The sequence below is a fragment of the Paenibacillus sp. M2 genome (assembly GCF_046713495.1).
Lineage (GTDB): Bacteria > Bacillota > Bacilli > Paenibacillales > Paenibacillaceae > Paenibacillus > Paenibacillus amylolyticus_B.
In genome coordinates this window covers 2,820,357-2,840,952 of record NZ_CP169648.1, presented here as the reverse complement: position 1 = coordinate 2,840,952, position 20,596 = coordinate 2,820,357, and the positions used below count along the sequence as shown (strand labels likewise).

The window sequence follows — 20,596 nt, the reverse complement described above, 5'->3', positions numbered from 1 at the left end:
CAATACACTTACAATACATGTTCAAAAAGACCGATTTTCAGTTTTTGAACTACCTCTTAATTATGAGCGATTTATCCAGGTCCAGGTTCGAGCGAGCCCCTGAGCCATTCTCCGATTCATGCTTCGATTCGAAAAATACCCCCCATGACTTAGCGGATTCCAACTCATCGCCACGCCGCCAGAGTTCACTTCAATATCTTCTTTGACCGCTTTCTCATAAGCGGGATCAATGGGGCGTAATGGATAACCCAGAATATCATCCCGATCGTAGAAGTTCACCCATTCCCCTTCCAGCCCGGCATAATAGTGATTCACATGGGAAGAGGGCACCTGAATTGGGCAACTAAAGTCATGGTAACGCAAACTCCATAAGGGCAGGGTTGTACCAAACGAGTAAAAATTGGTCAGGGTGTCGCCCCGCTCCAAAGCCGAGTTCACATCCACAACTTCAGGAACACGACTGGACGAATATTGCAGATCGTAGAAGAAGTTACTGGCGATTACGGCACCCAAACTATGGGCAACCACACAGAGCGGAGCTTCGGGTCCGTTACGCTGTGCAAGGGTATGCATCGCCTGATTCAACGTTCGATGTACGGCATCATAGTTATGGCCTTGATTTTCCACAGGTTGATAAGCAACCGCATCAGCCAGGTAATGGATGACAAATCGGCGCAACGCCTGAAAGTTCAATCCCGGAGAGCTGACGAGCTGTTGAAAGAGTGCCTCTTCCCGCTCCTCAAATACATCCGCCCAATATACAGGTTCGATATCCACCATCTGTTTAGAGGCTCCAGACAAGACCATCACCTTGTCCAATTCCTTATGCAAACAAGCAATCAGCTTGTCCGCGTACCCATCCTTCCGCATACCCAGCCCATGAATGACCATCACCGCAATACGTGTCATGGCTCTCCTCCTCATCGATCTAGGAACTCTTTCTCCACCATATGAACGCCACGACTCGAACATGCCTGAAGCTTGCTTTGTTAGAACCTTTCCAACCACCATTATTTTGAAAATGTGATTCTTCCATTTTATATACAGTTTACCATGATCGTCATGAAAATAACGATCATACAGTAAAAAGGAGCTGCTCATCATGCAGCCCCTTCATGTTGTTGTATTCAATTAACCTTTCAGATGAACCTTCAACACGCCATTTTGATTAGCTGTAACATCACCTGTCGTGACTTCCACCCGTTCAACCATATCCTGACCATCTGGAATGATAATCGGTGTAATCAGCGGGTATCCCGCATCTTCAATTACCTTACGATCAAACTCCAACAGTTTTTGTCCAGCCTTTACATGCTCGCCAGCTTCCACATGCATGTTGAAGCCTTCACCCTTGAGGGATACTGTATTAATCCCGACATGAATCAGAACTTGTAATCCACTTGCGTGTTCAAGAATCACCGCATGTTTACTTTTGATCACATGAGCTACCTGAGCATCAAACGGGGCAACAACAACGTTGCCGGAAGGTTCAATCGCTACACCTTCACCCATCTGTTTCTCGGCAAAAGCCGGATCTGGTACTTGCTCCAGTGATACGGCCTGACCTGTTAATGGCGCCATGATTTCCAGCGTATTCACTGCTTCGTCCCCTACTTGAGCTGCACTACGTGTGCGCTGGTTTGGATCTGTTTTTGTAGTTGAAGAGGTAACACCCGAAGCAGACTGCGATGTAGCCGCTTTAGGCTCAGCAACGGTTTCATTACTTTCATTACGATCTTCTTTTCTCAGTTTGGCTCTGCCAAAAAGGACGGTCAGTACAAATGGTACAACCAGGACGATCGCCATGCCGATGAAGAAGACGCCCCACTTGTTAGGGAAAATCGACAGGAATCCCGGTACGCCACCTACACCGATGGAGGTTGCCTGAACATTATTCATCGTCAGCAGCACACCACCAATCGCGGAACCGATCATACCAAAGATAAACGGATAACGGTAACGGATGTTAACACCAAAGATCGCCGGCTCGGTTACACCGAGGAAGGCCGACACCGAGGACGTTGCTGCAAGTCCTCTCATTTTCTTCTCACGCAGGACAAGCATCATCGCAAGTGCCGCCGAACCCTGTGCGATGTTGGACAATGCCAGCATCGGCCACAGGAACGTACCGCCCTGACTACCAATGAGCTGAACATCCACCGCGAGGAACGTGTGATGCATACCGGTGATAACGAGCAAAGCGTATAGACCACCGTAGATCAGACCACCCAGCGCCGCGTAGGAATCGTATACATAGATCAGGCCTGAAGTGATTGCATTTGCAATAGCAAATGTAACCGGTCCAATAATCGTAAATGCAAGGAATCCGGTAATCAGCAACGTGACTGGTGCAACGACCAGCAGTTTAATTGAATCATGTACCCTTTTATTCAGGAAAATTTCCATCTTCGCAAGCAGATAGGCCGATACCAGTACCGGCAGAACCTGCCCTTGATAACCGATCTTCTCAATCTCCCAACCAAACAAATTCCATGTTGGCACTGTACCTTCATTTACGGCATCAGCATAACCATATGCACTCAGCAGATCGGGATGTACCAGAATGAGACCAAGCACGATCCCGAGCAGCGGACTGCCGCCGAACCTTTTTACAGCTGCCCAACCGATTAGAGCCGGCAGGAACGTGAAAGCTGTACTTGCGATCGTATTAATAATGGACGCAAGATCCTTCCAGGCTGGATAAACATCCACCAGTGATTTTCCTTCAAAGAAAATGCCTGGACCTGTCAGAATATTGTTAATCCCGAGCAAAAGTCCTGCCGTAATGATTGCTGGCAAGATTGGAATGAAAATATCCGAGAGTGTTTTAATCGCTCGCTGAATTGGATTTTGCTTTTTACCAGCGACCGCTTTCACATCATCCTTGGAAGAACGATCTCCCCCGGTAATCTGAATCATCTCATCATAGACCTTATCCACCAGACCAGGTCCAATAACGACCTGGAATTGTCCCTGGGAAGAGAACTGTCCTTTAACCAGATCATTCTGATCCAGACTTTCAGTATCCACTTTACTCTCATCATACAGGGCAAACCGGAGTCGTGTAACACAGTGTGTAGCAGCTTCAATATTCTCTTTGCCACCGACTGCCCGGACGATCTCCTCAACCTGTTTTTTATCAATTGCCATAGTGTCACTTCCTATTTATAAAATGTGATTAGTCCTGTTGTGGCACAAGCCACATATAGGATGCATACGGACTGAGAGAGATTTCCTGCGTCAGCGCAGGGTCCGCCTCTGTATTACCAATGAGTAATTCAGCTGATTTGCCTGCAATGTGATCATTCCAGACCGCTTCCGGCAGCGAGAACGTAACGTCTCGTTTACTGAAGTTGGATACAACAATCAGGGTTTCACTTCCATTGGTCCGTGCGTACGCGAATACATCCGGGTGTGCATCGTCCAATCGTTCATACAGACCGTCGATCAGCACGTTAAACTGTTTACGCAGGGCAATCAATTTGCGGTAGTGGTAGTAGATCGAATCTGGATCAGCCAGCTGCTGTTCCACGTGAATCGAAGGATACCGCTCATCCACCTTCAGCCAAGGTGTTCCGGTAGTAAATCCGGCGTTCTTACTTCCATTCCACTGCATCGGTGTGCGGGAGTTGTCCCGGGAACGCTCCTTCACGATTTGGAATGCTTCTTCAGCGGATTTGCCTCGTTCTTCCTGAAGCAGGCGGTACATGTTCGTCGATTCGATATCACGGAACTCGCTAACGTCATTCCAGACCGGATTCGGCATGCCGATCTCCTCTCCCTGGTAGACATAAGGTGTACCTTGCATTCCGTGTATCGTTGTTGCAAGCATCTTGGCACTCTCGGCACGATAGTCACCATCATCAGCAAATCGGGACAGTGCTCGTGGCTGATCATGGTTATTCAGGAACAGCGCGTTCCAGCCTCCACCGGCCTGCATGCCTGTCTGCCACTCACTGAAGAGCTGTTTCATCGCTTCAAAATCATACGGCATCAGTTCCCACTTCTGACCATTCGGATAATCCACTTTCAGGTGATGGAAGTTAAACGTCATTGAAAACTCCCGGGAAGCCGGGTTCGAATATTGGATACAATGTTCCAGTGTTGTGGAAGACATTTCCCCTACCGTCACCATGTTGTAAGGCCCGAATACTTCATCGTACATCTCGGTGATGTACTCATGCACACGCGGTCCATCCGTGTAGTATTTGCGTCCATCACCCGGTGACACGCTGCCATCATCATCAGGGAAACGCTGATCTTTGGAGATCAGGTTAATCACGTCCATACGGAAACCATCCACACCTTTTTCGGCCCAGAACTTGATCATATCCCGTACAGCTTTGCGTACTTCTTCATTCTCCCAATTCAGATCTGCCTGCGTTTTATCAAATAAAGTCAGGAAATATTGTCCCGTCTGTTCATCGAACTGCCAAGCAGGTCCACCGAACTTGGATTGCCAGTTGTTCGGCACACCACCATCCGGGGCAGGATCTTTCCAAATATAATAATCCCGATACGGATTATCCTTGGAAGAACGGGATTGTTGGAACCACTCATGATCGGTCGAGGAGTGATTCACCACGATATCAATCATGAGTTTCATATCACGAGCCTTCAGACCTTTCAACAGTTCGTCAAAATCCTCCATCGTCCCATAATCCGGATTAATCCGGTAATAGTCCGCTACGTCATATCCATTATCATGCTGCGGGGATACATATACCGGCTGCAACCACACAATATCGATACCCAGATGCTGCAAATAATCAAGCTTCTCGGTTAATCCACGAATATCTCCAGTACCCGATCCAGTTGTATCATTAAAACTCTTCGGATATACCTGATACACCGTTGATGTCTTCCACCAAGATGACGGAGTTGTGTTATTAGAACTCATGTTAACGCCTCCAATAAATTGTAATGCTCTTATGTGATGTTCTCGGCTAACTTCATATCTATATTACATAAGTAAACATGTATATACAAGTTGAAACTATAATATGTATATTCTTCGCCTCTTCTACACATTCCCCATAAATCTTTCCTCTGTAACATTTATTTTGGAACCAGCGTTCGTGAACCCAATGATATCTGTATTGAGACAACAAGAAACCGTCTGTTCTTCCCACCATTGGTGCGGGCAACAGACGGTCTAACTTGGTTGAACTTGGTTGAACTTTTTAAATGTATTCTACTGTTTTTTACTGTTGTAATGGATTGTTATTATAAAGTTGTTGTCTTGACTTAATCACCACAGCGGAGCCACGCCTCTTACGACATCTCCGGTGAAACTACGGCTTTCCCTTGTTTTTCCTGCATATTCAACTTCAATAAAGATAGTGCAGCTTGCTCTTCCCTTTCCAGTTCAGCAACACTGATCTCACCAGAGAGTACGGCACGCATTCGCTTCTGATCCAGCAGACCTTCCCATTTTGCCACCACAAATGCTGCGACACAGTTGCCCATCAGGTTGGTGAATACACGCATTGTATCCATGAATCGATCTGCACCAAGCAGTAGAGCAACCGCTGCTACCGGAAAAGCATTGACAGCCACTGCCGTTGCAGACAGGGCCAAGAATGCGGAGCCAGGTACTCCTGCCATGCCTTTGGAGCTTAACATTAGCACCAGCAGAATCGTAATCTGCTGCATCAAGGTCAATTCAATCCCTACGGCTTGAGCAACAAATACCGTTGCCAATGATAAATAGATTGAAGCGCCATCCAGATTGAACGAGTACCCCGTCGGCACCACAAGACCCACAACCGCACGATCGCATCCCGCCTTGGTTAGTTTGTCCATCATGCGTGGCATCACCACTTCCGATGATCCGGTTCCAATCGCCAGCATCACTTCAGAACGGGTATATTTCACAAATTGCAGGAAATTTAGCCCGGTAATCCACCAGGCAGCCAATGCCAGCATGACCAGAAACAGCAGTGCTGCGCCGTAACATGCCAGAATTAGCAGACCAAAGGATGATAATGTGGAAGCTCCATAGGCACCAACCGTATAGGCCATGGCTCCAAATGCACCAATCGGTGCTAGGTTCATGATATAACCAATGATGCGGAACACAATTCCGAGCAGGTTCTCAATCAGCGTCAGTACATTCTCTTTTGCCTTACTCTCGGTTGCTGCCAGTGCAACCCCGAACAGGCATGCCACGAGCAGTACTTGCAGAAGTGCATTTTGTGCAAAGGCATCTACAACACTTGTCGGAATAATATTCATGATAAAGTCTACCGTATGCGGTAACTCGGAACCATTGGTTTTTGCTTCAATGCCGCTTGCATCTATGGTTGAAGGGTCCACGTTCATTCCGGCACCGGGGCGAAGCAGATTGGCTGTTCCCAATCCAAGTACCAGCGCCACTGTAGTTGCAATCTCGAACCACACGATAGCTTTCAGCCCGATGCGACCTACCGACTTCAGATCACCGATCTTGGCAATGCCTGTTACAATCACCATGAAAATCAGTGGTGCGATGATCATCTTGATCAATTTAATGAACCCTGTTCCGAGCGGTTGCAGCAAGCTACCCAGATCCGGCCACAGAATGCCAACGCCAATCCCGATGATTACCGCTACAATAATTTGAAAAAATAATGATTTCATAAATGACATGAACACTCCCCCTGTTTGCGGTCAATTCGGATTTCCGTTTTGTTTTCCGTGTAACTTTTTATATCATTCTAAACGAGAGTTCAACAATGGAATTACAATGTTTTTGTCATTTGTACCAACTCTATTGGTGAAAATTGAACCTGGAACCGAAAAAAGACGAATACCACGTCAGTTATCTTGACGTGATATTCGTCTTTATCCATAAATCCATTTTTTATTGAACAGGGGTTAAATGTGCATCACAGGGTAATAGATTCTCCCGGGGCCAGCACACGTCCTTCCAACCCTTTTGCAGCCAGTTGTTGCACGAAGTGTTCCGCATCCTGACGAATCACCGGGAATGTATCATAATGAACCGGAATGGTCAGTTTGGCATTAAACCATTCGGCCGCTTGCAGTGCATCCTCAGGTCCCATGGTGAAATGTCCACCAATCGGCAAGAAGGCAACATCGATATCATGACGATCACCGATCATTTTCATATCCCCGAAGAGACTTGTGTCTCCGGCATGCAAAATCGTTTTACCACCAATATTAATGATATATCCAGCAGGCAAACCTGCATACATGATCCGTTGTTCTTCTTCGAGCACAATCCCGGAAGTGTGGAATGCCTGAATCATTTTGGCTTGAGCGAAATCAAGATCTACCGTTCCGCCCATGTTCATGCCAAGTGTATCCAGACCCTTCCAAGACATATATGTAGCCAATTCCACAATAGCGACAACTTTGGCGTTATTCGCTTTGGCAATAGGCTCAGCATCGAGGATGTGATCCATATGTGCATGTGTCAGCAACACAACATCGGTCTTAATATCTTCAGGCTTCGTGACGGCAAGCTCGTTGCCACGCAGGAAGGGATCAATGATCAGAGACTTTTCTTCTGTGCTCAGCTGTACACTGGAGTGACCGTGGAACGTAATATTCAACAACTTGGATTCCTCCCGACATATGTTTTGATTATTTTGAAAACCACTATTTATTATAAATCATACCTCATCACCAACGCAAAATCATGCTAGCCTCCGTCTCACCGCTGCTTACGATATACTCTTGCTTCATACGGCTGAAGCTGAATCGCACCTTCATCGGTAGAATATCGTCTGCTTACATTGCTGATGATCAGCTTGACATGCTCGGAATTCCAGCCTTCCGGCCAGTGCATCTCAGGCTCATGCCCACGGAAATTCAGAATGACCAGCATCTGCTCATCTTCCAGCGTTCGGGTATAGGCATAGATATCCGGATCATCCGGCAGCAGCAGTTCATACGCACCATAGATGAGCACTTTATGCTGTTTGCGAAGCGCAATTAGCTTACGGTAATAATGCAAAATGGATTGCGGATCACTTTCGGCATCAGCCACATTAATCTCGGGATAGTTATCATTCACCTGTATCCACGGCTGACCCTGGGTAAATCCTGCGTGTTCCGTCTCATCCCATTGCATCGGCGTTCGGGCATTATCGCGGCTCTTCAGCCAGATCGCCTGCATGACTTCATGCTTCGACTTACCTTGACCAATGTAATGATTGAAATAATTTTTGGTCTCGATGTCCCGGTATTGTTCGATATTCGGGAAAGCGACATTGGTCATGCCGATCTCTTCTCCTTGATAGATGTAGGGGGTCCCTTCGAGTGTAAGCATCCATGTCGCCAGCATCTGAGCAGAACGCACCCGATATTTACCATCATCGCCAAAACGGGAAACCGGACGTGGCTGATCATGGTTCCCCATATAATTGGCGTTCCAGCCTCTACCATGCAAAACCGTTTGCCATCGGCTCATGATTTCTTTGAGATCTGTCAATTTCCATTCCTTATAGTTCCATTTACCAATTCCGGAGGATTTAGCATCGATAAACATATGCTCAAACTGGAATACCATATTAAGCTCATCACGATCCGTTCCCACATAAGCCAAGGCCTGCTCAGGTCCAAGCCCTGAAGTCTCGCCAACCGTCATGGGTCCGTAGGGTTTCAGGATCATGTTATTCAGTTTCTTCAGGATGGAGTGTACCTGTTCCAGATTGGAAAAGAGCTGATACGCTGGAACCACCGGCAGATTATCCGGATTGTGTGCACTTGGCAGACCCTCTGCCTTGGCGATATGCGCTACTGCATCGAAACGGAATCCGTCTACCCCTTTTTCCAGCCACCAATGCACCATCTCATACATCTCTTCTGCCATCTGTGCATTGTTCCAGTTGAGATCCGGTTGCTGTTCCGAATACAGATGCAGATAATATTCATTTGTCTCGGGATCATGCTTCCACACCGAACCCCCAAAATAGGACTCCCAATTATTCGGCACCTGCCCATTTTTGCCTGAACGCCAAATATAATAATCCCGTTTCGGATTCATCTTTGATGAACGTGATTCAGCAAACCACGCATGTTCATCCGACGTATGATTCAGCACCAGGTCCATCATGATCTTGAGACCACGCTTGTGGGCCTCTGCCAATAATCGATCAAAATCCTCCATCGTGCCATACTTGCGTAAAATGCCGTAGTAATCCCGGATATCATATCCGTTATCATGTCCTGGTGAATCATAAATGGGACAGAGCCAGATCACATCTACGCCCAAATTCTCCAAATAATCAAGCTTCTCATAGATTCCCTGCAAGTCGCCATATCCATCCCCGTCCGAATCTTTAAAGCTGCTCGGGTAAATCTGGTATACCACACTCTCTTTCCACCAAACGATATCGCCCACCTCGCTCTCATCTTTATCCAATATATAAATTGAACTAAAGCATATTTACACTGGATACTCCGATGACAGAATGACCTTCCGACCGCTGTTATCACCAGATTTTATGAATTCCTCTTATAAGGGGGAAATCCGGGTATAAAGGCGAACGCTGATTGCTTCTTCAGGTTATTTCTGTCCTCTCCGTTTCGTGTAAATGTTTAGTTCAATTTATATATAATCTCTGTTCACTATATTAAGCCGTTAATATGTTTTATCCGAAATGATTCCCTTGTAAACATTAGAAAGGGTTCTTATGCAAAAAAGACCCGGTCATGGACCGCGATCTGCGGTTCAATTCCGAGTCCTTTTTTGTGAACATAAGACTAACTTATATCCGGCGTAACCTATCCAGGCACCGATCGTGTTCAGAATAATGTCATCCACATCAAACGAACCTACACGTGTAATCAACTGTGTGACCTCGACACCCAGCAGAAGCAAAACAACTGTAGATGTAAATGTCAGGAATGTGCGGCACCTCCGAAACAACCATGGGATCCAAATGCCCAGCGGAATGAACAATACGATATTGCCAAACAGGTTTTTGACCCAGGTATCTGTATTGTACCTCTCCCTCTCCATAAGAAGTGGACGAATCGTCTCGAAGGGTACGAGATTATATTGATAATACATGCTAGGTGTTCGTCCACTGACAAACAGTAAAATGCCCATAATCAGTATATAGAGCACTGCCATACAAGCAACAATGGTCAGCATCCACTTGGAGTGGAGCCACGACTTTTCGCTCATCCATCCGTCCTCCGACCTTGATTTCCGCGAAGCGGTAAGGTCTATTTTAACGGGATATAGATCTTCATGTCCAGTTGTTCAGGGGTCGATTTCCAGACATCCGTCACTTCAAAGTCCGGCCCTTCCCTACGTTCATAGTTCGACTGAGGCAACCAACTGCCATAGATCATTTTCCGAATATCCTGCCCGGAGCCTTCCACGGTGAACTCTGCATACAAGCCGCCCGGAATTTCAATCGAAGTAAAACCGGGTTCAAGTACCTGGGATGCTCCACTGCTTTCTTCACCCACAATAAAAGAAAATGCTCCATCCTCTTCAAAATGACAGGCCACACCGTAAGCCATATCAGGGCGTGTCCTCTCCGGGATTGCCATGAATTTTTGTTCCATGCCAAAATCGTGATAAAATCCGGGTATTTCAGCATAATGCTGATTGTCATTCAGGTTGGTCTTATATTCATAGCCGATGATCCAGTTCGGTGCCAATGTGACCAGACGGGGTGTGTTCATGTGGAATGTTCCACCAAGTGAAGTTCGATAATCATTAAAATCAATGCTCTGTTGCATCTTCAAAAGAGACAACTGCTCCGCTTCCAGCTTACGCAGCTTCGCGGGTGTCATTCCAAAGTAGGTTGAAAATGCACGGGTGAAGGCCTCCTGGGATTGATAGCCAAAGCTCATCGCAATGTCCAATATGCCTTCCGATGTGCCCCGCAGCATCCCTGCAGCTTCCGTTAATCTTCGTCTGCGCACATATTCAAGTACCGTAAATCCGGTGATCGCCTGGAATAAACGCTGAAAATGAAACGCCGAAAAGTTCGCAGCAGCGGACGTCTCTCTGATATTAAAATCATCTTGCAAATGCTGCTCCAAATACTCAATAGCAAGCTGAATTTGTGTGTAATGATCCATAGTGACGGCTCCCCTATCTAATTCAAAATATCAAACGACTTCTTATGTAGTATGACTGAGATCCAGTTCACTTTTTTGATTTTGTGTGCGAACTTGTATGATGAAAGATACGCGAGTTGCGGTTCTCTTCAAGTTGAATGATACTATGAAACACTGTATGCCAAAAATCCCCTTGTTCTACAAGGAGATGCTCTCTACGCTGGTTGATTTACCAGCAGAGATGGCTCTTGTGAACAAGGGGATTTGTTTGTTTAACAATCTATTCTTACCCTTTCCAGTTCCCGGACACGGGGTGAATACCCCAGATATCTGTCGCATACTCACTAATGGTACGATCACTTGAGAATATGCCGGAATGAGCCGTGTTTAATATCGCTTTCCGGGTCCAGCCCGGAATATCCCGATACGCCTGGTCAATCGCAGCATGCGCGTCAGCATAAGCAGCAAAATCACGCAATACAAAGTATTCGTCACCATGGGCCAGCAAGGAGTCATAAATATCCCAGAACTCCCCATCACGATAACAGAATGCACCTGGATGCACTAATTGCTCCACAACCTCGCGAATGCGTTCATCGTGCTGCACAATCTCATTCGGACGATAGCTGCCCGAACGATAATACTCAAGCACTTCGTCTGCACGCAGACCGTAGATGAACATATTTTCTTCCCCAACCTGCTCCGCCATCTCCACGTTGGCTCCATCCATCGTGCCAATCGTTAAAGCACCGTTCATCATAAACTTCATGTTGCCCGTACCGGAAGCTTCCTTGCCTGCGGTTGAGATCTGTTCACTAACATCGGCAGCGGGAATGATCTTCTCTGCGAGAGAGACGGAATAATTTTCGAGGAAAAATACCTTCAAGCGGTCATTTACGGCCGCATCCCGATTCACTGTGTCAGCCACGGTGTTGATCAGCTTAATAATTTTCTTGGCAAAATAATAACTCGGCGCTGCCTTGGCACCAAAGATGAACGTACGTGGCACCATATCAAACGAAGCATCATTCTTAAGCCGGTTATACAGATGCATAACATGCAGAATGTTCAACAGTTGACGTTTGTACCCGTGCAGCCTCTTCACCTGTACATCAAAGATGGAATCCGGATTCACTGCTGTCCCGGTATGATCCAGAATATACGCAGCAAGCCGCTCCTTGTTATCCCGCTTAATCAAACGGAACTGCTCTTGGAATGATGTATTATCCGCAAAGCCAGCCAACAGGTCCAGCTTGCCCGGCTCTGTTATCCAATCGTTACCGATTGTATCCGTAATCAGATCCGACAGTTTTGGATTGGCATGCATCAACCAGCGGCGATGGGTGATACCATTGGTTTTATTATTGAAACGCTCTGGATAAAGTTCATAGAACGGAGCCATCTCGCGCTCTTTCAAAATCTCTGTATGCAAAGCAGCAACACCATTCACGCTATGACTGCCTACAATCGCCAAATGCGCCATCCGTACCTGATCGTTTGCAACAATCGCCAAATGCCCTATGCGATCCTGATCTCCCGGATACCGGTCCAGCAGCATGCCACAGAAGCGTTTATTGATCTCTTCAATAATCATGTAGATTCGTGGCAGCAGCCTGCTGATCATGGATACAGGCCACTTCTCAAGCGCCTCACTAAGCGTTGTATGATTGGTATACGATACAGTACGGGTTGTGATATCCCATGCTTCATCCCAGCCGTACCCCTTCACATCAATCAGGATGCGCATCAGTTCTGGTATAACCAAGGTTGGATGCGTGTCATTAATGTGGAAGGCCACTTTATCTGGCAAACGATCATATGGTAGCTCCAGCTTGTTGAACGTACGCAAGGCGCTCTGTACACCTGCTGAGCACATGAAGTATTGCTGCTTCAAGCGCAGCAACTTTCCTTCGTACTGGGAATCATCTGGATATAAAAACTCCGAGATCGATTCAACCGAACGGCTATAATCCAGATAGCCGTAATAGTTCGAAGGGGTGTCGAGTGAAGTCTCGCGCTTTGGCTCGGCACTCCATAGACGCAATGTGTTCACATGGGTTTCACCATAACCGATGACAGGCACGTCATAGGGAATGGCGACAACCGATTCGGCATCTTTTGTAACAAACTGATATTCTCCATCCTGCTCATGAGCTTCTACCCGGCCCCAGAACTGTACTTCCACCTTTTTGTCTGGACGGCGGACTTCCCATTCATTGCCCTTATCCAGCCAATTGTCGGGTAACTCTACCTGATTACCATTGATGATTTTTTGCTCAAACAAACCGTATTTATAACGAATCCCGCAACCATGTCCTGCATATCGGAGTGATGCAAGTGAATCCAGGAAACAGGCAGCAAGTCGTCCCAGACCTCCATTACCGAGTCCTGCATCCGCCTCCTGTTCTTCTATCTCTTCCAAGGAGAAGCCCAGCTCAGATAAACTGTCACGCACCAATTCCAATTCATTCACATTCAGCAGATTGTTCCCGAGCAGACGTCCAATCAGGAATTCCAGCGAGAAGTAATAGACCTGTTTATCCTGGCGCTGCTTGAACCCCTGATTCGACGCTGCCCAATCCTGGCCTGCATATTCACGGATCATGCTTCCCAGTACGTGGTACACGTCTTCCTGTGTTGCTTCTTCAATCGGTTTGCCCAATTTGCTGACCAGATTCCGTGTAAATATACTCTTGAACGTTTCTTTGTTGTCAAACAAAAGTAGGTTCCTCCCGGGGAAATCCTGCAGGATGGTGGCGGTTCAAACACTCAGTTGCACATGAGTGCCAAACCTTTAAGTGCTACACTTTCGGTTAAAAGCCCGTTCCGGTGACGAATCGTTCTTATGATCGCTGTTACCCCTGTATTTTCTTGAATTTATTAATTAGATGTGAAAATACAGTGATAAAGGCGAGCGCTACGCTTCTTCAGAATCGATTTCGTCCCCTCCACTACGTTTGCACGTATGAGGGAGCTCTAGCAGTGGCCCGATGCTTAGAAAGTGTATGAACCTTAAATCCATCCTACAGGATTTTTATTTTATATATATTTATAGAAGATATCGGTTACGTGTGGGCATTAGATAATAGTACTTTTCGCTAAAATGTATGGATTCGACGGGTCGCCGATCAGCGTCTGTCCTCCGGTCAGCCTCACGTCTTTATCGAGAATGACATTCTCAAGGACCGTCCCCTCACCAATGTAACATTTCTGCATGATGATGGAACCTTTTATTTTGGCACCCTTGGCCACCTGTACACCACGGAACAGAATGCTGTCCTCCACCTCTCCACCCACAATGCAGCCATTCGCGAGAAGTGAATGTTTAACATCAGCGGTATCCAGGTATTTGGCAGGCGCTTCGTATTTAATTTTGGTCTGGATCGGATCTTCCTTGAACAGTTGTTCATATTGCCCTGTGTTCAGCAGATCCATACTGTTACGATAATAACTGTCAATGGAATTGATGACTGCGTGATAGCCATCATATGCATAGGCAGCGATATTCAATCCATCCGGATTTTTTTGAATCACATCCCGGAAGAAATGGCTCTCGCCATGATCAATACAACGCTGCACCTGGCGCAAGAACAATTCTTTTTCCATGATGAAAATTTCTGTATATATATTCGGGTGATTAGCGCTTTGGTGAATGTCCACCACGTTACCGTCACCGTCATGATCAACTTTGACACAGGCGTCATGCTCAGGAAGCAGCTGATCTACCTTTTTGCAGACCAGTGTAACGTCAGCTCCTTTACTGATGTGATACCTGTAGACATCCTGGAGGTCTGCTTTGGTTACATGGCGACTGCCCGCATGCACAACATATTGCCCTGCCCCTCTGTGGAAAAAGTCCAAATTGTTATGGAAATGCTGCAAATCCCCTTGTGATGTATCTGTTGGATCGTTCCAGTCTGGTGGCAAAATAAACATGCCCCCATGCTTGCGATCCAAATCCCAAGGCTTACCGTCACCAAGATGGTCCATCAGAGAGCGATACTTGCGACGGACAAACACACCAATACTCTCGATTCCTGCATTCATCATATTGGATAGTACAAAATCGATCAGACGGTAACGCCCGGCATAAGGCACCGCGGCTCCGCAGCGAAAGTACGTCAATTCCTTCAATTCCTCAAGTTCATGGTCAAGGTTAATAACTCCAATCAATTGTTTCATCGCATGCACCGTCCTTTTGACTTCAATTAGGCCTTGCTGGTTATTCCTTGGCGAAGCTGACGTTCCAGTTCTTCCTGATCCACGAGCAATATATCACTCTCATCTTCCGGTGCAGGCGAAATCTGTGTTCCATCGGGAATAACCAATCCTTCTGCGATAATAGCTCGATAAATGCGTACATTTTGCCCGATTTTCACTCTTGGCATGATCACCGAATCGATGACAGCACTGTTCTCACCAACTTCAATTCCGTAGAACAGAACAGAATGGTTGACCTCACCATGCACTACTGTACCTTCACTAATAATACAATTCCGTACCTTGCCCGAAGGTGAGATATATTGTGCAGGTTGGTTCGGATTACGTGTGAAAATACGCCAGTCCGGATCATTCAGATTAAATGGTGTGTCTTCGTCCAACAGGTCCATATTGGATTCCCACAGACTGCGAATGGTACCAACGTCTTTCCAATAACCTTCAAATGGATATGCATATAAGGATTTTTCGTTTTCAAGCAACAAAGGAATAATATCTTTACCAAAATCATAGGAGGTGGATGCCTGTTGTTCATCCTGGATCAGGAAACGTTTCAGTACATCCCACTTGAAGAGATAGATACCCATGGAAGCCAGTGTGCTCTTGGGCTCAGGAGGTTTTTCTTCAAATTCATAGATGCTATAGTCATCGTTGGTGTTCAGCACCCCGAATCGGCTGGCTTCTTCCAATGAGACATCAATGACCGATATGGTGCAATCCGCATCTTTATCTTTGTGATACTTGAGCATTTTTTCGTAGTCCATCTTATAGATATGATCCCCTGACAGAATGAGCACATGCTCAGGATCGAATTGTTCAATAAAGTTCAGGTTACGGAAGATGGCATCTGCTGTTCCACGGTACCAACTGCTTCCGTCTTCACGTTCATGGGGAGGAAGTACGTATACTCCGCCATTTTTACGGTCCAGATCCCAGTCACTGCCGATACCAATATAGGAGTGCAGGACAAGTGGTTCATATTGAGTTAATACGCCCACTGTATCAATACCCGAGTTAGAGCAGTTACTTAGCGGAAAATCAATAATCCGGTACGTACCGCCAAAATATACTGCTGGCTTAGCCAGTGATTTCGTTAATCCTTTTAACCTCTTACCTTGCCCTCCGGCAAGTAGCATCGCTACAACTTCTTTTTTCGCCATCATTACAGCCTCCTCCACGTGCATTCGTTCTGATTCATTTCAGAGCCCATAATCGATATTCTGTTGTGTGGACACTGTTGTCTTGATTAGGAGCATGCTGTACAGATGTGTAACCGGTGAATCTTGTTGCAGTTGAACTTCTTGGATTGTAAAGCCTGAAAAAGAGATGATGCCGGTGTAGAATTGCTTGACTGTCTTACAGAGGTGAATGTTAGATGCAGAACTTAAGGTGTAGCTCGTGAACAATGTAATAGACTACTCCTATTTAACATTAAACACGAAACGGACTGGGGAATCTTGCTGGAAAACATCGACATCAAGTTGCGGGTGAAATTACCCTTTCTCGTGCCGCTGTTATTCATATTGTATTCGATAAAAGGGAATCAAACTCCTTTAGTTATTGTGCAATCATTAAGTGGAAAAATAAGTAAAAAGAATGAGTCCACATGACAAAAAAGCCGACTTTCGATCCCGGCTCATTTTGTCTGTTATTCTGACCCTGCTTGGTCCATGATCCTCTAGCTTCAACAGGATCGTACTTTAGTGTATCCGTTTCTGAATCAGTCTATATAATTTTGCGAAACAGCTCCATCACTTCATCCTTGGACGGTTGATAGGGATTGCCGGGTGCACATGCATCTTTCATCGCGTTATCGGCAAGCAGTTCCACATCGGGATCTTTTACACCCAGTTCAGACAGTTTCTCAGGGATCCCGACTTCCTTTGATAGCTGACGTATGGCCTCAATGACGTAATCTGAGCACTCCTCATCGCTTCTGCCTTTCACATCCATACCAATTGCCTTAGCAATATGACGGAATTTGCCGGGTACATGCTTGGCGTTTAACTCTTCCACATAGGGGAGTAACATTGCGTTACACACACCGTGCGGCAGATCATATACGCCACCCAGTTGATGTGCCATCGCATGGACATAACCCAGACCCGCATTATTAAAAGCAATCCCGCCAAGGAAACACGCATAGGTCATATGTTCCCGCGCTTCCAGATCACTGCCGTCTCTCACGGCTCTTGGCAAGTATTCAAAGATCAGTTCAACAGCTGCTGCAGCTGTCGCACTTGTCACTGTAAATCCACCCGGTGTAACCATCGCTTCTACGGCATGGGTCAACGCATCCATTCCTGTGGCCGCTGTGAGACTTGCAGGTTTGCTGAGCATCAGCTCCGGATCATTAACCGACAGGGAGACCAGACTATTGCGGTCCACCATTACCATCTTCACTTTACGTTCCTCATCTGTAATCACGTAGTTTATTGTCACCTCGCTCGATGTGCCAGCCGTTGTGTTTACAGCCACAAGTGGCACGGACTTATGTTTCGATTGATGAAATCCTTCATATTCACGGATATGCCCACCGTTGGTAGCTACAATGCCAATGCCTTTGGCAGCATCCTGCGGTGAACCTCCGCCTATCGATATAATGGCGTCACAGCCATGATCCTGGAATACTCGAAGTCCGTCATGTACATTCTGACATGTTGGATTAGGCTGAACCTCATCATATACGACATAGTCTAACCCTGATTTTCTTAATATAGACAGTACCTGCTCTGCAACGCCTGAAGCAATCAATTGACGATCACTTACGACCAACGCTTTGCGGATACCCATCTGTTCAATCATCTGACCGGCTTCCTGTAAACAGCCTCTACCCATCAAGTTCACGGGCGGAACATAATATGCATGTGTTGCCATCTGAACCAGCCTCCTGTAACCCCTGATTTACTATCTCCATTGTAACTGAATCCGTTTTCAGATATAGTGAAATAAATCACAATGAATCCGATAAATGTTACACTGGAGGTTGATTTTTACCCGTAATGAAAAAGACGACCCAGACACCCGAAGGTATCCAAGCCGTCTTGTCTATCAATTTTAAAGCTTTATCCACTACTTATACCTTACGAAGGTACTTTCATTGAAACATCCTTATCCTTACGAAAGCTTACAGCGCCTTATCGTTCACACCGTCAAGCCATGCCTCAATATCGCCAATTACGGAGGATACACAACCATCCTCGAATGGAGAGTTCAATCCAGCCAATTCAACCAATCCGGTGAAGGACAGGCTTCCTCCCGCTTTGCACAATGTCAGATAGTCGGCCCATGCGGACTTCATGTCCTCATTGCTGCGTTTCCAGAACTGGAATGCACAGATTTGTGCTAACGTATAGTCAATGTAATAGAATGGCGATGAGAAAATATGACCCTGTTTATGCCAGAAACCACCTTGCTCCAAATACGCATTATCTTTGTAATTGATGTGTGGCAGATAGGTCTTCTCAATGTTGCGCCAAGCCTGCTTGCGCTCCGTTGGAGTTGCATCCGGGTTCGCATACACAAAATGCTGGAATTCATCCACAGCTACACCATACGGAATGAACAATAGACCAGAAGACAGGTGATCAAACTTGTACTTGTCCGTATCTTCCTTGAAAAACAACTGCATCCACGGCCATGTGAAGAACTCCATACTCATGGAATGAATTTCAGCCGATTCATATGTCGGCCAGTTGTATTCAGGCACTGCAAAATCACGGCTCTCATACACCTGGAAAGCATGACCTGCTTCATGTGTCAACACATCAATATCACCGGAGGTACCGTTGAAGTTGGAGAAGATAAACGGCACTTTGTAATCGTTCAGGAACGTACAATATCCGCCGCCCTGCTTACCTTTTTTGCTTACCAGATCCATAAGCTCGTTTTCGGTCATCATCTGGAAAAATGCATCTGTCTCTGGTGATAATTCAGCGTACATTTTTTTACCATTATCAATAATCCAGTCCGCGTCACCCTTAGGTGTCGGGTTACCCGTCTTGAAGCTGAAGCCCTGATCGTAATAATACAACGTATCCACATCGATCCGATTACGCTGACGCTCTCTGAGCTTGGTCGCCACAGGTACGATATAATCACGAACTTGCGCACGGAAGTTGGCAACCATCTCTGCGTTGTAATCCGTACGGTTCATGCGATCATAGCCGAGTTCGACATAGCTTGGATAACCCAGTTTCTTCGCGATCTGTGTACGTACTTTAACCAGTTCATCGTAAATGCGATCGAATTCAGCTTCATGTTCAGCCATGAAAGTGTATCTGGCTTCCGAAGCACGCTCCCGCATGGAGCGATCCGTGGACAGTTCAAATGGATGCAACTGTGGCAACGTGCGCTCTTCACCTTCGAACGGAATTTTGGCCGATGCAATCAACTGATTGTATTCTGTGGAAAGTTTGTTCTCCTTCTGGAGTTCTTCAATAATCTCCGGGCTGAATGTTTTCAGTGAAAGATCCGCCAGCTGGAACAGCTGTGAACCCCATTTTTGTTCCAATTCATTGCGGAATTTGGAGTTAACCAGTGCACGGTAAAAATCCGTAATATATTCCTGCACAATGGGTGCATTCTCGTCCAGAAATTCGTTCTCCGCCTTGTAAAACTCATCATTGGTATCAATGGAATGACGGATGTAGACCAATTGGGCTTGTGTCTCAAAATCACTGCGCAGCGCGTTAATCTGATCCATGAACCCACTCTGTTCTTCAACCGTTGCCGCAGCTTCAAAACCGCTCAACAGCTCACGGAAAGATGTCTTGATGTGTTCCAGATTCGGACGTGTATACGTATACTCACTAAATTTCATTTATGTACACCCTTTCCTGTTTGGCAGAATCTCGAGAGTATCCCGAGTTAAACTACCCCCTATTATACAAAAGAGCAGCTAAAAAATCCCATCTTTACGAAAAATATTTGTCCATCGGTCAAATTGTACAACTTGAATGGTTACATATATTACGTGCTAATGTAAGGTCAGTGCCTCAAAATTTTTCCCCACACAAATAAGCCCGCCTCGCGTTAGCGAAGCCAGCTTATAGGTTGTCTCTCTTTTTTTCACATTTAAACAATACTAGCTTTGGTCTTTATCCATAATCTGATAGAACCAGCCCATTCCGACCATGCCCACGACCATAATAACAGCCATAATAATGATATATGTCATGAATGTAACCTCCCTGCTTCCGTATATTCATCACACTACTACTAGTGTACACGGTGAAGCGCCGTTTGAATTGACCGAACATTGACAAAAATACGAAATCTTTAATTTTAATAAATGGATTGTTTCCCCGATCACACTAAATCATACGTACCTCACTGCACGGTTCAA

Annotated in this window: 13 protein-coding genes; all 13 read right to left on the bottom strand. The window is 46.1% G+C overall.

Annotated elements, in window-relative coordinates; all coding sequences use genetic code 11:
- Window positions 1-60: 60 nt before the first annotated feature.
- Entirely contained in the window at window positions 61-909 is an 849-nt protein-coding gene (locus ACETMN_RS13240; RefSeq protein ID WP_411736221.1) for a chemotaxis protein, read from the bottom strand.
- 222 nt (window positions 910-1,131) lie between these two features.
- The gene (treP, locus tag ACETMN_RS13235) at window positions 1,132-3,150 is read right to left on the bottom strand and encodes a PTS system trehalose-specific EIIBC component (RefSeq protein ID WP_411736220.1); all 2,019 of its coding nucleotides are present in this window, start codon (window positions 3,148-3,150) and stop codon (window positions 1,132-1,134) included.
- A gap of 28 nt (window positions 3,151-3,178) precedes the next feature.
- A complete protein-coding gene (treC, locus tag ACETMN_RS13230) occupies window positions 3,179-4,900 on the bottom strand; it encodes an alpha,alpha-phosphotrehalase (protein WP_091016903.1) in 1,722 nt (573 codons plus the stop codon).
- 374 nt (window positions 4,901-5,274) lie between these two features.
- Window positions 5,275-6,630: a C4-dicarboxylate transporter DctA gene (gene dctA, locus ACETMN_RS13225; protein ID WP_091016905.1), complete on the bottom strand. Its 1,356-nt coding sequence runs from the start codon at window positions 6,628-6,630 to the stop codon at window positions 5,275-5,277.
- A gap of 239 nt (window positions 6,631-6,869) precedes the next feature.
- The gene (locus tag ACETMN_RS13220; protein WP_091016906.1) at window positions 6,870-7,562 is read right to left on the bottom strand and encodes a metal-dependent hydrolase; all 693 of its coding nucleotides are present in this window, start codon (window positions 7,560-7,562) and stop codon (window positions 6,870-6,872) included.
- 98 nt (window positions 7,563-7,660) lie between these two features.
- Window positions 7,661-9,373: a glycoside hydrolase family 13 protein gene (locus ACETMN_RS13215; protein ID WP_411736219.1), complete on the bottom strand. Its 1,713-nt coding sequence runs from the start codon at window positions 9,371-9,373 to the stop codon at window positions 7,661-7,663.
- 309 nt (window positions 9,374-9,682) lie between these two features.
- Window positions 9,683-10,141 carry a VanZ family protein gene (locus ACETMN_RS13210; RefSeq protein WP_091016910.1) on the bottom strand — a complete coding sequence of 153 codons (459 nt, stop codon included), beginning with the start codon at window positions 10,139-10,141 and terminating at the stop codon, window positions 9,683-9,685.
- Window positions 10,142-10,182: 41 nt separating this feature from the next.
- The gene (locus tag ACETMN_RS13205; RefSeq protein ID WP_091016912.1) at window positions 10,183-11,052 is read right to left on the bottom strand and encodes an effector binding domain-containing protein; all 870 of its coding nucleotides are present in this window, start codon (window positions 11,050-11,052) and stop codon (window positions 10,183-10,185) included.
- Window positions 11,053-11,317: 265 nt separating this feature from the next.
- Complete coding sequence (locus ACETMN_RS13200) at window positions 11,318-13,750, bottom strand: glycogen/starch/alpha-glucan phosphorylase (RefSeq protein WP_091016913.1); 2,433 nt, start codon at window positions 13,748-13,750, stop codon at window positions 11,318-11,320.
- A gap of 359 nt (window positions 13,751-14,109) precedes the next feature.
- Window positions 14,110-15,213, bottom strand: coding sequence for a glucose-1-phosphate adenylyltransferase subunit GlgD (gene glgD / locus ACETMN_RS13195; protein ID WP_074094772.1), 1,104 nt, complete (start codon window positions 15,211-15,213; stop codon window positions 14,110-14,112).
- 26 nt (window positions 15,214-15,239) lie between these two features.
- Window positions 15,240-16,409: a glucose-1-phosphate adenylyltransferase gene (locus ACETMN_RS13190; protein ID WP_091016914.1), complete on the bottom strand. Its 1,170-nt coding sequence runs from the start codon at window positions 16,407-16,409 to the stop codon at window positions 15,240-15,242.
- A gap of 565 nt (window positions 16,410-16,974) precedes the next feature.
- Window positions 16,975-18,126 carry an iron-containing alcohol dehydrogenase gene (locus tag ACETMN_RS13185; RefSeq protein ID WP_091016916.1) on the bottom strand — a complete coding sequence of 384 codons (1,152 nt, stop codon included), beginning with the start codon at window positions 18,124-18,126 and terminating at the stop codon, window positions 16,975-16,977.
- 250 nt (window positions 18,127-18,376) lie between these two features.
- Window positions 18,377-20,071 carry a M3 family oligoendopeptidase gene (locus tag ACETMN_RS13180; RefSeq protein WP_076217123.1) on the bottom strand — a complete coding sequence of 565 codons (1,695 nt, stop codon included), beginning with the start codon at window positions 20,069-20,071 and terminating at the stop codon, window positions 18,377-18,379.
- Between the last annotated feature and the right edge of the window lie 525 nt (window positions 20,072-20,596).

Bases quoted from the DNA above. Each gene is read 5' to 3' on its own strand.
- ACETMN_RS13240 (WP_411736221.1), bottom strand. From the start codon at position 909: ATGACACGTATTGCGGTGATGGTCATTCATGGGCTGGGTATGCGGAAG.
- treP (WP_411736220.1), bottom strand. From the start codon at position 3,150: ATGGCAATTGATAAAAAACAGGTTGAGGAGATCGTCCGGGCAGTCGGT.
- treC (WP_091016903.1), bottom strand. From the start codon at position 4,900: ATGAGTTCTAATAACACAACTCCGTCATCTTGGTGGAAGACATCAACG.
- dctA (WP_091016905.1), bottom strand. From the start codon at position 6,630: ATGTCATTTATGAAATCATTATTTTTTCAAATTATTGTAGCGGTAATC.
- ACETMN_RS13210 (WP_091016910.1), bottom strand. From the start codon at position 10,141: ATGAGCGAAAAGTCGTGGCTCCACTCCAAGTGGATGCTGACCATTGTT.
- ACETMN_RS13205 (WP_091016912.1), bottom strand. From the start codon at position 11,052: ATGGATCATTACACACAAATTCAGCTTGCTATTGAGTATTTGGAGCAG.
- glgD (WP_074094772.1), bottom strand. From the start codon at position 15,213: ATGAAACAATTGATTGGAGTTATTAACCTTGACCATGAACTTGAGGAA.
- ACETMN_RS13190 (WP_091016914.1), bottom strand. From the start codon at position 16,409: ATGGCGAAAAAAGAAGTTGTAGCGATGCTACTTGCCGGAGGGCAAGGT.
- ACETMN_RS13185 (WP_091016916.1), bottom strand. From the start codon at position 18,126: ATGGCAACACATGCATATTATGTTCCGCCCGTGAACTTGATGGGTAGA.
- ACETMN_RS13180 (WP_076217123.1), bottom strand. From the start codon at position 20,071: ATGAAATTTAGTGAGTATACGTATACACGTCCGAATCTGGAACACATC.